The 12,236-nt window shown below is 69.9% G+C and carries 13 protein-coding genes and 1 rRNA gene; 11 read left to right on the top strand and 3 right to left on the bottom strand.

Annotated elements, in window-relative coordinates:
- Positions 1-7 precede the first annotated feature (7 nt).
- From rrf to O3W51_RS12545, 9 genes are all read left to right on the top strand, one after another.
- Positions 8-124 (top strand): 5S ribosomal RNA (gene rrf / locus O3W51_RS12585).
- 80 nt (positions 125-204) lie between these two features.
- The gene (locus O3W51_RS12580) at positions 205-849 is read left to right on the top strand and encodes an HAD family hydrolase (protein WP_138355120.1); all 645 of its coding nucleotides are present in this window, start codon (positions 205-207) and stop codon (positions 847-849) included.
- Positions 850-904: 55 nt separating this feature from the next.
- Positions 905-2,104, top strand: a complete 1,200-nt coding sequence (locus O3W51_RS12575) for an MFS transporter (RefSeq protein ID WP_187144971.1) — start codon at positions 905-907, stop codon at positions 2,102-2,104.
- Positions 2,073-3,248 (top strand): acetoin utilization protein AcuC, encoded by a 1,176-nt coding sequence (locus O3W51_RS12570; RefSeq protein WP_138355121.1) that lies wholly within the window; start codon positions 2,073-2,075, stop codon positions 3,246-3,248. The genes O3W51_RS12575 and O3W51_RS12570 overlap by 32 nt, the downstream gene beginning before the upstream one ends.
- Positions 3,249-3,372: 124 nt before the next feature.
- Entirely contained in the window at positions 3,373-4,188 is an 816-nt protein-coding gene (locus tag O3W51_RS12565) for a phosphatase (RefSeq protein ID WP_138355193.1), read from the top strand.
- Positions 4,189-4,316: 128 nt separating this feature from the next.
- Positions 4,317-4,529: a helix-turn-helix domain-containing protein gene (locus O3W51_RS12560; RefSeq protein WP_164297503.1), complete on the top strand. Its 213-nt coding sequence runs from the start codon at positions 4,317-4,319 to the stop codon at positions 4,527-4,529.
- Positions 4,495-4,743: a 30S ribosomal protein bS22 gene (locus tag O3W51_RS48810; RefSeq protein ID WP_438817447.1), complete on the top strand. Its 249-nt coding sequence runs from the start codon at positions 4,495-4,497 to the stop codon at positions 4,741-4,743. The genes O3W51_RS12560 and O3W51_RS48810 overlap by 35 nt, the downstream gene beginning before the upstream one ends.
- A 233-nt stretch (positions 4,744-4,976) precedes the next feature.
- Entirely contained in the window at positions 4,977-6,020 is a 1,044-nt protein-coding gene (locus O3W51_RS12550) for an NAD-dependent epimerase/dehydratase family protein (RefSeq protein ID WP_164297505.1), read from the top strand.
- A gap of 26 nt (positions 6,021-6,046) precedes the next feature.
- Positions 6,047-7,273: a lysophospholipid acyltransferase family protein gene (locus O3W51_RS12545; RefSeq protein ID WP_187144972.1), complete on the top strand. Its 1,227-nt coding sequence runs from the start codon at positions 6,047-6,049 to the stop codon at positions 7,271-7,273.
- A gap of 75 nt (positions 7,274-7,348) precedes the next feature.
- Here the strand turns inward: O3W51_RS12545 and O3W51_RS12540 are convergent, their stop codons facing one another.
- The 3 genes from O3W51_RS12540 to O3W51_RS12530 form a co-directional block, all read right to left on the bottom strand.
- A complete protein-coding gene (locus O3W51_RS12540; RefSeq protein ID WP_138355124.1) occupies positions 7,349-8,581 on the bottom strand; it encodes a DUF5667 domain-containing protein in 1,233 nt (410 codons plus the stop codon).
- Between the two features lie 232 nt (positions 8,582-8,813).
- Entirely contained in the window at positions 8,814-9,608 is a 795-nt protein-coding gene (locus tag O3W51_RS12535) for an ECF subfamily RNA polymerase sigma factor, BldN family (protein WP_138355125.1), read from the bottom strand.
- Between the two features lie 376 nt (positions 9,609-9,984).
- Positions 9,985-10,905, bottom strand: a complete 921-nt coding sequence (locus O3W51_RS12530) for an HAD family hydrolase (RefSeq protein WP_138355126.1) — start codon at positions 10,903-10,905, stop codon at positions 9,985-9,987.
- 128 nt (positions 10,906-11,033) lie between these two features.
- Between O3W51_RS12530 and O3W51_RS12525 the strand changes: the two genes are divergently transcribed.
- Complete coding sequence (locus O3W51_RS12525) at positions 11,034-11,312, top strand: glutaredoxin family protein (RefSeq protein WP_138355127.1); 279 nt, start codon at positions 11,034-11,036, stop codon at positions 11,310-11,312.
- A 149-nt stretch (positions 11,313-11,461) separates the two neighbouring features.
- A complete protein-coding gene (locus tag O3W51_RS12520; RefSeq protein WP_164297511.1) occupies positions 11,462-12,196 on the top strand; it encodes a 3'-5' exonuclease in 735 nt (244 codons plus the stop codon).
- Positions 12,197-12,236 lie beyond the last annotated feature (40 nt).

The raw sequence follows: 12,236 nt of genomic DNA, 5'->3' as shown, positions 1-12,236 counted from the left end.
ATAGTGTTTCGGTGGTCATAGCGTTAGGGAAACGCCCGGTTACATTCCGAACCCGGAAGCTAAGCCTTTCAGCGCCGATGGTACTGCAGGGGGGACCCTGTGGGAGAGTAGGACGCCGCCGAACAATTTTTGAGAAGAAGCCCCCAGGCTATTGCCTGGGGGCTTCTTTGCGTTGTCGATACCGGCGTTCCCTACAGTGGTGCCATGCGCTACGACCTGATCATCTTCGACAACGACGGCGTCCTCGTGGACAGTGAGCCGATCTCCAACCGGATCCTCGCCGGCCATCTCACGGAACTCGGCCACCCCACGTCGTACGAGGAGTCGATCCGCGACTACATGGGCTCCGCGATGCACCGGGTCCACGAGCTGGTGTTGGAGCAGTCCGGGCAGAAGTTGCCGGCGGACTTCAACGACGTCTTCCATGCTCGGGTGTTCGAGGCGTTCCGGCGGGACCTCCAGCCGGTGCCCGGGGTCGGGGACGTCCTGGGGAAGCTGACGGCGGAGGGGGTGCCGTACTGTCTCGCCTCGTCGGGGAGCCATGAGCGGATCCGGGTGGCGCTGCACAAGACCGGGCTCTTCGAGCACTTCGGTGAGGAGCGCATCTTCAGCTCGCAGGACGTCGGGCGCGGGAAGCCGGCACCGGACCTCTTCCTGCACGCGGCACAGGTGATGGGAATCGCTCCCGGGCGGTGCGCGGTCGTCGAGGACAGCCCGCTGGGAGTGCAGGCGGCCGTGGCGGCCGGGATGGACGTGTACGGGTTCACCGCGATGACTCCCGTGGCCAAGCTCGGGGACGCCAATGCCCTGTTCAGCGAGATGCACGAGCTCCTGGATCTGATCGTCTAACTTGTGACCCGCAACACCTACTCATCCGTAGCTTCGGGATCTACGCTGCTCGCTCATGGACGCATCTCTGCGGCATGGCCGGGCCTCGCTGGCGGTCAGCTTCTTCAGCCAGGGCGTGGTTTTCGCTCTGCTCGTGACCCGTATCCCGGCGATCCAGGATCGCTACGGCATCAGTGACGGGCTGCTGCCGGTCTTCCTCGCCGCGGTGCCGATCCTGGCCGGGGCGGGCAGCGTTGCGACCGAGCACCTGGTGAAGCGGGTGCGGCCCAGTGTCGTACTGCGGTGGGTCCAGCCGTTGGTCGCGCTGGTCCTGGTCGCGGCGGGTTCCGGGAACGCCATGTGGCAGATAGCCGTGGCGCTGGGCCTGTTCGGCATCTGTGTCGGCGGGCTCGACGCCTCCATGAACATGCTGGGTGTGAGCCTGCAGCGCACCTACGGCCGGAGCATCATGCTCGGCTTCCACGCCGCCTACAGCCTCGGCGGCATCACCGGCGCCTCGCTGGCGTGGGCCGGGGCGCACTGGCATCTGTCGCTCGCGGTGCTCTACGCGCCGGTCGCCGTCGTGCTGATCCCGCTCGTTCTCATCGGGAGCCGCTGGTACGTGGACCAGCGGCCGGAACCGGTGGCCGAGGGCGCGGCGGCTCCCGTGGCGACACCCGTGGTGATGCGGCTGCTGCTGCCGCTCTGCCTGGTGATGGCCTTCGCGTACATCGGGGACTCGACGGTCTCCAACTGGAGCGCGAAGTACCTGCAGGACACGCTCGGGAGCTCGGAGCAGCTGTCCACCGTTCCGTACAACATCTACATGGTGACGACGCTGCTCGGCCGGGCGGCCGGGGACCTCGGGGTGCGGCGCTTCGGCGGGGCCGCCGTGGTGCGGGCCGGTACGGTGCTCGCCGCGGTCGGGTTCGGGGTGGTCGCGGCGGCGCCGGGCCCGTGGGCCGGGATGCTCGGGTTCACGCTGCTGGGGTTCGGGCTGTGCGTCATCGTGCCGACGACGTTCGCGGCGGCGGGACGGCTGTTCCCCGGCGCCTCGGACACGGCCATCGCGCGGCTGAACATCTTCAACTACGTCGGTTTCCTGATCGGCGCCCCGCTCGTGGGTGCGATCGGTGACGCGTGGAGCTACCGGGGCGCGATGCTGATCCCCATGGTGCTGGTGCTGGCGACTCTGCTCTATGCCAAGTCGTTCGACACCGGCGAGGCCCGATACCGTGTCGGCCATGAGCGGCCGCGCACAGCTGATGTGGGATGAGCAGGTAACAGGTTACGACTTCGGCCCCGGGCATCCGATGGACCCGGTGCGGCTGTCGCTCACGATGCGGCTGGTCGAGGCTTTCGGGCTGGACCAGGCGCTCAAGGTGACCTCCGCGCCGGCCGCCGGGGACTCCACGCTGGGGTTGGTGCACCGCGCCGACTACGTGGCCGCGGTGCGGCGGGTCTCCGCCGATCCGCACTCGGTGGAGCTGGACTACGGCCTCGGTACCGAGGACAACCCGGCCTTCGCGGGCATGCACCGGGCCTCCGCGCTGATCGCCGGGCAGTCCGTCGGGGCGGCCGAGGCGGTGTGGAGCGGTGACGTTGCTCACGCGGTGAACTTCGCCGGCGGCCTGCATCATGCGATGCCGGGCTCCGCCGCGGGCTTCTGCGTCTACAACGACGCGGCGCTGGCGGTGGCGCGGCTGCTGGAGCTCGGTGCGGAGCGCGTGGTCTACGTGGATGTCGATGTGCACCACGGGGACGGGGTGCAGGCCGTCTTCTGGGACGATCCACGCGTTCTGACGATCTCGCTGCACGAGCACCCGCGGACGCTGTTCCCGCAGACCGGCTGGCCGGAGGAGACCGGTGGCGCCGGCGCGGAGGGCGGGGCGGTGAACATCGCGCTGCCGGCCGGGACGGGCGACGCGGGGTGGCTGCGGGCGTTCCACGCCGTCGTACCGGAGCTGATCGCGGCCTTCCGGCCGCAGGTCGTCGTCTCGCAGCATGGCGCGGACACCCATTTCGAGGACCCGCTGGCGCATCTCGCGGTGAGTCTGGACGCGCAGCGCGCGGTCGCCGAGGCGTGTCACGAGCTGGCGCACGAGCACGCGGAGGGCCGCTGGGTGGCGCTCGGCGGGGGCGGCTACGCGGTGACGGACGTCGTACCGCGCTCCTGGACGCATCTGGTGGCGATCGCCGCGGGCACGCCGATCGATCCCGCCGCCGAGACGCCGGAGGCGTGGCGGCACGAGGTGTACCGGGCGGCGCGGGCCGTGGCGCCCGCGCGGATGACGGACGGCCGTCACCCGGTCGTCTGGCGGAGTTTCGAGGAGGCGGGGTACGACCCGGCGGACCGCCTCGACCAGGCGGTTCTGGCGACCCGGCGCGCGGTGTTCCCGCTGCACGGCCTGCTGGCCTGAGCCGGCCGAACGGGCGGGCAGGAGAAGCGAGCGGGATGGGTGGTATTGAGCACCAATCACCCGCAAGGGGTGCGTTTTCCGGTTTCGGGTGGATGACGGCGGCATGGACGGCAGTATCGAAGGCGTGCTGAGTGTCGGCGCGCTGCGCGCGCATCTGCTGGCGGCCCGGCTGGCCGGTCCCGTGGCGACGCCCCGGGAGAAAAGTCTGCTCAGTTATCGGATGTTCGCGGCACGCGATCCGCGCCAGACGCTCGGCCTCGACCCCGAAGGGGCGTGGGGTACCGCGGAGTTGTTGCGGCTGATGGCCGAAAGATGCGGGGTTTCCCCGGATCCCGGACACACTTCGGGGCAGGATGTGATCGACCCCGACTGCACGGTGGCGGCACTCGACGCTTTTGCGGAACGATTGGCGCGGGCGGCTGTTGACCGGGTTCCGGTGCTGATCGGAACAGGTCATCCGCACCGACTCCTGGGCTTCTACGCCGGATTGGCTGCCGCGTTGTCGGCGGCGGGATGTCCTGTCCTCACCTCCGCGCATGGTCGACGTATCGACATTCTGACCCGATTCGGGCTACGCCAGCACAACCTTTGGTACGTAGGCGGAGTCGCGATGGTCCGCACCGTGGACGCGCTCCCCACCTCGGGTGAGCCCGGGGCGCACACGCACTCCCCCCTCCCGGTTCGTACCGCACTGGCCGCCGCGGCCGGCCGTGGGGGGCAGCTGCCGGGACTGGTGGTCGGTGATCACGGGTGGGTCTGCGGGGCTGGTCAGCTGGGCATCGAGGCGATCGGGCTGGCGGACGCCGACGATCCGGCGGTCTTCGTGGCCGAGGCGGAGGGGCGGGTTTCCGTCGCCGTTCCGCTTGATGACGCTGTGCGGTCCGATTACTACCGGCCGCTTACACGCTATGTACTCAATCGAGCGTGTCTGTCACAGTAGTCAACCGATCGCAACTCCTCTTCCCCACTTGCATCACCCGCACCTAATCTGGGGAGGAGCGCACGTGCCTGCTGGAGTCACCGGAGGGGAAGCCGGTGGCCGTCATGTGCGGAAGGTTCAGGTGTGTCATGGCTGCTAGCGACAGGCCTCTCAACGAGGTCGTTTTCCTGACTGTGGCGGAGGTCGCCTCAGTGATGCGTGTGTCCAAGATGACCGTGTACCGACTGGTACACAGCGGCCATCTGCCGGCGATCCGGGTGGGCAGGTCCTTCCGGGTGCCAGAACAAGCCGTCCACGACTATCTGCGTGAGTCCTACGTGGGGGTGGGGGAATCTGCTTGACGGCCTTCTCGGTCGCCTCGGTTCTACCCGCCCCCTCGGGGCGGGTAGGCTTGGCCGACGTAGGTCGTGTGGGCTCGGACGCCCCGCACCGAGTGAAAACGAAGCGAGGGTAGTCGTGGGCTCTGTCATCAAGAAGCGGCGCAAGCGTATGGCCAAGAAGAAGCACCGCAAGCTGCTGAAGCGTACGCGTGTGCAGCGTCGCAACAAGAAGTAAGCGAGCCACTCGCTGCACTTCCTGCCCTCCCACCACCGTGCTCCGCACGGCGGTGGGAGGGCAGCTGCGTTTCCGGGGTACCTCGGCTACCCGGGGGTAGCCGAAGGGGCGGGGCGCCCGCCGTACGGGGGGCGTTCCGGTGCGGCCGCCGTGGCCAACGGCCCGGAGGCCGTCATCACAGCGCAACATCGAACCGATACGGTGCGTACATCCCTGACGGAAGGCGCTGAATCGTGGGCAAGGTGGTGCTCGTCACCGGAGTCGCGCGAAAGCTCGGCAGCCGGTTCGTCCGCCGGATCCAGCATGATCCGGAGGTCGACCGGGTGATCGGCGTGGACGCCGAGGTGCCCGAGCACCAGCTGGGCAACGCGGAATTCGTCAGGGCGGACATCCGGCACCCGATGATCGCCAAGGTGCTGGCCCAGCACGCCGTCGACACCGTCGTCCATATGGACGTCAGCGGCACCCCGCTGGGCTCCGGCGGCCGGGCGCAGGTCAAGGAGACCAACGTCATCGGCACGATGCAGCTGCTGGGGGCGTGCCAGAAGGCCCCGACGGTGCGCCGCCTCGTGGTGAAGTCGACGACCAGCGTCTACGGCTCCGCGCCCCGCGACCCGGCGGTGTTCACCGAGACCATGCCGCCGAAGTCACTGCCCAGCGGTGGCTTCGCCAAGGACGCGGTCGAGGTCGAGGGCTATGTGCGCGGCTTCGCGCGCCGCCGGCCGGACGTGGCGGTGGCCGTCCTGCGGTTCGCCAACATCCTCGGCCCGCAGGCCGACTCCCCGCTCGCGGAGTACTTCTCGCTGCCGGCGCTGCCGACCGTGTTCGGCTACGACCCGCGGCTGCAGTTCGTGCATGAGGACGATGTGACCGACGTACTGGTCCTCGCCTCCCTCGACGCCCGCCGCGGGACGCTCAACAGCGGCACGTTCAACATCGCGGGCGACGGCGTCCTGCTGCTGTCGCAGACCGCCAGGCGGCTCGGCCGCCCCACCGTCCCGGTGCTGCTGCCCGCCGTCACCTGGGTCGGACAGATGCTGCGCACGGCGGGGGTCACCGACTTCTCGCCGGAACAGATCCGGCTGCTGACGCACGGCAGAGTGGTGGACACCACACAGATGCGTGAGACGCTCGGTTTTGCGCCGCGCTACACGACGGCCGAGACCTTCTGCGACTTCGCCCGCAGCCGTGGCCCCGGCCTGCTGCCGCCCGACCGGCTCGCCCGCACGGTCGACGCGATCGCCGCCGCACTTCCCGCGGGCGCCAACCGGACGTGAGAGCACCGACGAGGAGGAGCCGCAGCATGGCGGACGCCAAGGTCATCCCGTTCGACGAGGACACCCGTGCCCGTCGGGGGCCGGGTCGGCCGCGCGGACGGGCGGGGTCCCGCAAGAAGAACGAAGGGGCCGCGTCGGCGACACCGCTGTCCGCCGTCCCGGCGGAGTTCCCGAACGAACCGGCCGGCGCACCGGAGCCGCGCGCTCCGCGCGACGACGCCGACCCCGCGGGCGCTCCCGCGACCGCCCCTGAGGGCGTGCAGCAGGGCCAGGACGGCCCCGCGGGCGATCCGGGGGCAACGGGAGGCACCGGAGTCGCCGACGGCGGTGGCGCGCCGCGCACGGCGCCCGCCTCGGGAGTCGCCGAGGCCCTGGCCGACGCGCTCGGCGGTGCGGCCGAGCGGCTGATGGGCGCCCGCTGGGACCGGAAGGTCGCGCACGGGCTGTCGTTCCTGCGGCGCCGGATCACCGGCGACTACGAGGTCGACGAGTTCGGTTACGACGAGCAGCTCACCGACCAGGTGCTCATGTCGGTGCTCCGGCCGTTCTTCGACCAGTACTTCCGGGTCGAGGTCAAGGGCATCGAGAACATCCCGGCCGAGGGCGGGGCCCTGGTGGTCGCGAACCACTCCGGGACGTTGCCGCTGGACGGGCTGATGGCGCAGGTCGCCGTCCACGACCACCACCCGGCCGGCCGGCATCTGCGGCTGCTCGCCGCCGACCTGGTCTTCGTGCTGCCCGTGGTGAACGAGCTGGCCCGCAAGGCGGGCCACACGCTGGCCTGCACCGAAGACGCGCAGCTGCTGCTGGAGCGCGGTGAGGTCGTCGGGGTGATGCCGGAGGGCTTCAAGGGTCTCGGCAAGCCCTTCGCCGACCGCTACAAGCTGCAGCGCTTCGGGCGCGGCGGCTTCGTCGCGACGGCGCTGAAGACCGGGGCGCCGATCATTCCGTGCTCGATCGTGGGCGCGGAGGAGATCTACCCCATGGTCGGCAACTCCAAGACGCTGGCACGGCTGCTGGGCGTGCCGTACTTCCCGGTCACACCGACGTTCCCCTGGCTGGGGCCGCTGGGCCTGGTGCCGCTGCCGACGAAGTGGACGATCCAGTTCGGCGAGCCGATCAGGACCGACCACTACCCGCCGGAGGCGGCGGAGGACCCGATGCTGGTCTTCAACCTGACGGACCAGGTCCGGGAGACCATCCAGCACACGCTGTACAAGCTGCTGGTGCAGCGGCGGTCCGTGTTCTTCTGAGTTCTCGCGGGACGTCAAAGGGGTGGGTCCTGGCCGATGGCCAGGACCCACCCCTTTCACCTGCACGACCGCCGGTTACTCCTTGGCGTCCTCCGCCCCGAGGCCGAGGCCCGGGAGCAGGCCGGGGAGCAGCGGGGGCAGGTTGACGGACGGCGGCGTGGAGGCCGCCGGATCGGACGGGTTCTCGCCGCCGGTGCCCGGTGACGGGGGCAGCAGTCCGTCCGTACCGCCGAGCAGATGGTCCTTGCCGGCGCCGGCGCTCGGGCTGTCGGTGGTGCCCGGTGTGCCGCTGTGGCCTTCCGCGGTGGCGGGGGCGTGCGGCGCCGGCGTCGCTGTGCCGCTGTGACCGGTACCGACCGAGCCGGGTTTGCCGGCCTGACGGTGCGCGGGGCCTTCGCTGCCCTGGGGTTTGGGGAGCTTGCCGGCCAGCGGCGCGACATCGTGCTCTATGGCGTCGAAGACCGACGTGACCTGGCTGCTCACATCACCGAGCTGGCTGGGCAGCCGGTCGCGCAGCTGGCTCCAGCCTTCGCGGTGCGAGGCGTTGAACTCGTTCAGCAGCTCCATCGGCTGCAGCGAGCCGTCGCGCTGGTACGCCTCGGTGAGCAGCCGGTGGCCTTCCGCGGCCTCCTGGTGCATACCGGAGAGCGCCCGGCGGACCTCGCCGACCGATTCGCTGTCGAGCTCGCCGGAGCGACCCCGCTCCATGAGGCGCCGGGCCTCCTGCATGCGGGTCGCGGCCATGTCCAGATAGACGCTTCCCCGGGAGGCGTCGTTGTTGGCCATGTCCAGCTTGAGATCCTCCATGCCCCGTTTGAGGCCGTAGAGGGTGTCCCCTGGCAGTGCGTTCGTACTGGCCGCCGCGACGCCGCCGAGGGCCCCGGCCGCGACGCCCACGGAGAGCCCGCCGGCGGCGAGCCGGCGGGACCAGCGGGATCGTGGCCTGAGCTTCCCGAGCCCGGTGGCGCGGTGCGCGCCGCCGGTGCGTTGCTCGGGGACCTTGGGGGAGACCTCAAGGCTGCCGTCGGCAAGCGCGGTCTCCATCGCGGCGATCAGTTGGGCACGTTGCACCGTCTTCGCCTCGGCGCTCAGCACCGGCGGCTGCCGGTTGCCGATGGCGCCGACCAGTGCCAGCAGCCGCCCCTGATCGGGGTCGGCGTGCCGGTCCGTGGCATGGGCGCCGTGTTCGCCGGTGGGCTCCTGGGGTGCGCTGTCGGAGTTCCGGGGGTCTTTCCCCGGAAAACCGGCAGTCTCAAGGGCCTGGGCGAAGGCGTTCGCCCGACGGTGTGCCGTTGCTTGTCCGATCATGGGCGGCACCTCCTCTCGTCATCCACACTCGACTCCCGAAGCCGCCCGGAAGGTTGCATTCCTTGTTTCTGTCCACCCAATCGAGTGACTGGAAGCGGCCAGAGCGCGGCAGAGAGGTGTCTGCATGTGGTGCAACGAGCGCCGCGCCAGTTGGGTTACGCGGTCATGATGATCGGACCGGAGCGGCCGGAAAAAAGGCCGGAGAGGGTGGGGAAAAAGGGACAACTCAGTCTCACCGGGCGTCTTCGGGGAGAAGCCTGGCCAGGGTTCGCACGGCTCGGTACTGAAGGGTCTTGATCGCCCCTTCGTTCTTGCCCATGATGCGTGCGGTCTCGGCGACCGACAGGCCCTGCAGGAAGCGCAGCGTCACGCACTCCTGCTGCTGGGGGTTGAGCTTCCTGACGGCGACGAGAAGCGCCTCGTTGGACAGCGATTCCAGCACCGAGTCCTCGGGGCTGCGCTCGACCTCGTTGGCGTCGAGCATCTCGCCGGTGGTGACCTCGAGCCGGAAGCGGCTGGACTTGAAGTGGTCGGCGACCAGGTTGCGGGCGATGGTGACGAGCCACGCGCCGAAGTCGCGGCCCTGCCAGGTGAAGGTGCCGATCCGGCGCAGGGCGCGCAGGAACGTCTCACTGGTCAGGTCCTCGGCGGTCGCCTTGCCGCCGACGCGGTAGTAGATGTAGCGGTAGACGGTGTCGGAGTAGTGGTCGTAGAGCCGGCCGAAGGCCTCGGTCTCGCCGGCCTGGGCCCGCTCGACGAGGTCCATCATCCGGCCGCTGTCACTGTCCGCGGCGGGACGTCGAGCGGTGGGGCCTCCGGCAGCGTTGCTGCCCGAGCCGCTCTGCGGGTTGTTCCGGGTGCGTCTGCCTGCGGCGGTGCTGACTTCGGCCAGTGCGTACGCGGGGCCGGCGGGAAAGGGCGTGGCGAGGGCGGGCTCGGCGAACGCGGGGACGACACGCAGGCAGTCGTTCACCAATGCGCGCAGCGTTGCCAGGCCGGAGGTGTCAACCCCGTCGTGTGGGTACACGGGACTCCCAGAGGCAGAACTTCCATCACGTGCAGTACGGGACCGTGCACCCGCCGTGGTCGACGTGTGGGTTCCGATTGCGTCTGAGGAGAATAACGCTTCGTACAGGCGGCGCTACACCGTGTTGCCTAAATCGCCGGTTACGTCGGTTCCTTGGTGCATTGGTGATCGATCAATTATCGAACACTGAACCGAAGTTGACCGCATCTGTTCGTGAATTGCTCGCGGGGAGTGCGTGTTGTGGCTGTGTGGCAGTGCTGCGACTGCGGTGGGTCCAGAGGGGGGTACGACGGGCCGTCGGCGTGCCGGATCTAGGGCGTGTTGCGGAAAGTGGCGCCGTTCGCCCGTGGGCCAGGCGGGACTTTCGCAACACGCCTTAGCGGCGGCGTCGGTGGATCGCGACCGCGGCGACCGCGCCACCCGCGACGGCGCCGACCCCGGCCGCGGCCGGGATGCCGATCTTCGCGGCCTTGCGGCCGGTGCGGTAGTCGCGCAGCCGCCAGCCGTGGGCGCGGGCGTGCTTGCGCAGCCGGGTGTCGGGGTTGATCGCGTACGGGTGTCCGACCAGCGACAGCATCGGGATGTCGTTCGCCGAGTCGCTGTACGCGGCGCAGCGGGACAGCTGAAGTCCCTCGGCGCCGGCGAGCGCCCGGACCGCCTCGGCCTTGGACGGGCCGTGCAGCGGTTCTCCGACCAGCCGGCCGGTGTAGACACCGCCGACGGATTCGGCGACGGTGCCCAGCGCGCCGGTCAGGCCGAGCCGGCGGGCGATGATCGTCGCGGTCTCCACGGGCGCGGCCGTGACCAGCCAGACCCGCTGGCCCGCGTCGAGGTGGGCCTGGGCGAGTGCCCGGGTGCCCGGCCAGATCTTCTCGGCCATGTACTCGTCGTAGATCTCCTCGCCGATCGCCATGAGCTCCTCGACGCGGTGCCCCTTGACGATCGACAGCGCGCTGTCCCGCGCGTCCTGCATGTGCTCGGGGTCCTCGGACCCGGCGAGCCGGAACCAGGCCTGCTGCCAGGCGAAGCGGGCGAGCTCGCGCTTGTGGAAGAACTTCCGCTTGTACAGGCCGCGGCCGAAGTGGAAGATCGCGGCGCCCTGCATCACGGTGTTGTCGAGGTCGAAGAAGGCGGCGGCGTGCGGATCCCCCACGACGGGGAACTCGGGCGCGGCGGATTCCTTCTCCGCTTCCTTCTCCGGCGCCGCGAGTGCGGCCTCGGCCGCGGCCTCGCCTGCCAGCACGCTGCGCGCGGTGGCGGAGCGCCTACGGGGGGTGAGCCATTGCAGAGCGGCCATGCGGCGAGCATAGCCATTTTGTTCGGCCGGTCCTTGCCGCGTAAGGAGCGAAGGCGTGAACTCCTCGCGACGTACGTGTTACCCGCCGGCCGGCTGCGCCGGTGGCGGTCGGGGGCACAATGTCTCGAATGAGTCCTCTCCTGCGCCGTAGCGCCCGCAAGGATCCCGCCGACCGCACCGTGACGCTGATCGGCAAGCCCGGCTGCCATCTGTGCGACGACGCCCGTGCCGTGATCGAGAAGGTCGCGGGGGAGCTCGGTTCCCGGGTCGAGGAACGGGACATCACGCAGGACGAGGAGCTGTACCGCAAGTACTGGGAGCAGATTCCGGTGGTGCTGGTCGACGGCGAGCAGCACGACTTCTGGCGGGTCGACGAGCAGCGGCTGCGTACCGCGCTCACCGGCTGAGGCCGGGTCGACACGGATCCGGCTGCGTCGCAGGTGGGAGGCGTTCCTGGCCGACGGGTGATTTGAGCGCGTTACTCGTGGTGCGCGTATTCGATTACCATCGAGTTCGTTTTGTACACCCGGGGGCTAGGCGTGAGGAGTGTGGGCGCGTGCTCTCCGGACGGTTCCAGGGGTCTGGCGGCTATGCCGTCGTGGACCTGGAGGCCACCGGGTCCAGTTCACGACGGCACCGGGTGATCGAGGTGGCGGTCGTGCTGCTCGACCGGGAGTGCGTCCCGCAGGGTGAGTTCAGCACGTTGATCGATCCCGAGGGGCCGGTCGGCCCGACCCACATCCATGGCATCGAGGGGCCCGACCTCGGCGGTGCCCCGACGTTCGCGGGCATCGCGCCGAAACTGCTGGGGCTGCTGCGCGGCAGGGTGCTGGTGGGGCACAACGTGGGCTGTGACCGGGCATTCCTGGTCGCGGAGTACGCGCGGCTCGGGGTGACGCTGCCGGCCGTGCCGGAGTTGTGCACCATGCGGATGGCCATCTCCCGGGTGCCCGCTCCGCGCGGATTCTCGCTGGGGGCTTGCGTAGCGGACGCCGGACTGGGTGACTGGGCGGCGCACACGGCGCTGGGTGACGCGCGGGCCACCGCGCGGCTGTTCGCCCATTACGCGGCGGACGCACCGGACCGGGCCGGCGTGCCCGGAGCGGTGGAGGCGGCGGCGGGAGTGGAGTGGCCGGTGATCGCGCATATGCCGGAGGCCGACGCGCTCTGGCTGGGGCGGCGTTCCGTTGATCGTCCGGTGGTTCGGTCGGCGGAAATACCGAACGACCCGAAGGGGTGGAACGATTCGGCACAGCAAATGGTTCCTAATGTCCGGAATGGGAGTGCGTGATGCCGGTCACTTCCCCTGGACAAAGCGGACACTATCTTTG

It is taken from the genome of Streptomyces sp. H39-C1 (assembly GCF_027158125.1).
Lineage (GTDB): Bacteria > Actinomycetota > Actinomycetes > Streptomycetales > Streptomycetaceae > Actinacidiphila > Actinacidiphila fildesensis.
Note: the sequence above shows the minus strand (reverse complement) of the source record. Positions and strands in the feature narration are given on the sequence as shown.

Excerpts from the sequence above, each read along its gene's own strand:
- O3W51_RS12545 (WP_187144972.1), top strand. The coding sequence starts at position 6,047 with ATGGCGGACGCCAAGGTCATCCCGTTCGACGAGGACACCCGTGCCCGT.
- O3W51_RS12560 (WP_164297503.1), top strand. The coding sequence starts at position 4,317 with ATGGCTGCTAGCGACAGGCCTCTCAACGAGGTCGTTTTCCTGACTGTG.
- O3W51_RS12530 (WP_138355126.1), bottom strand. The coding sequence starts at position 10,905 with ATGGCCGCTCTGCAATGGCTCACCCCCCGTAGGCGCTCCGCCACCGCG.
- O3W51_RS12575 (WP_187144971.1), top strand. The coding sequence starts at position 905 with ATGGACGCATCTCTGCGGCATGGCCGGGCCTCGCTGGCGGTCAGCTTC.
- O3W51_RS12525 (WP_138355127.1), top strand. The coding sequence starts at position 11,034 with ATGAGTCCTCTCCTGCGCCGTAGCGCCCGCAAGGATCCCGCCGACCGC.
- O3W51_RS12540 (WP_138355124.1), bottom strand. The coding sequence starts at position 8,581 with ATGATCGGACAAGCAACGGCACACCGTCGGGCGAACGCCTTCGCCCAG.
- O3W51_RS12570 (WP_138355121.1), top strand. The coding sequence starts at position 2,073 with ATGAGCGGCCGCGCACAGCTGATGTGGGATGAGCAGGTAACAGGTTAC.
- O3W51_RS12580 (WP_138355120.1), top strand. The coding sequence starts at position 205 with ATGCGCTACGACCTGATCATCTTCGACAACGACGGCGTCCTCGTGGAC.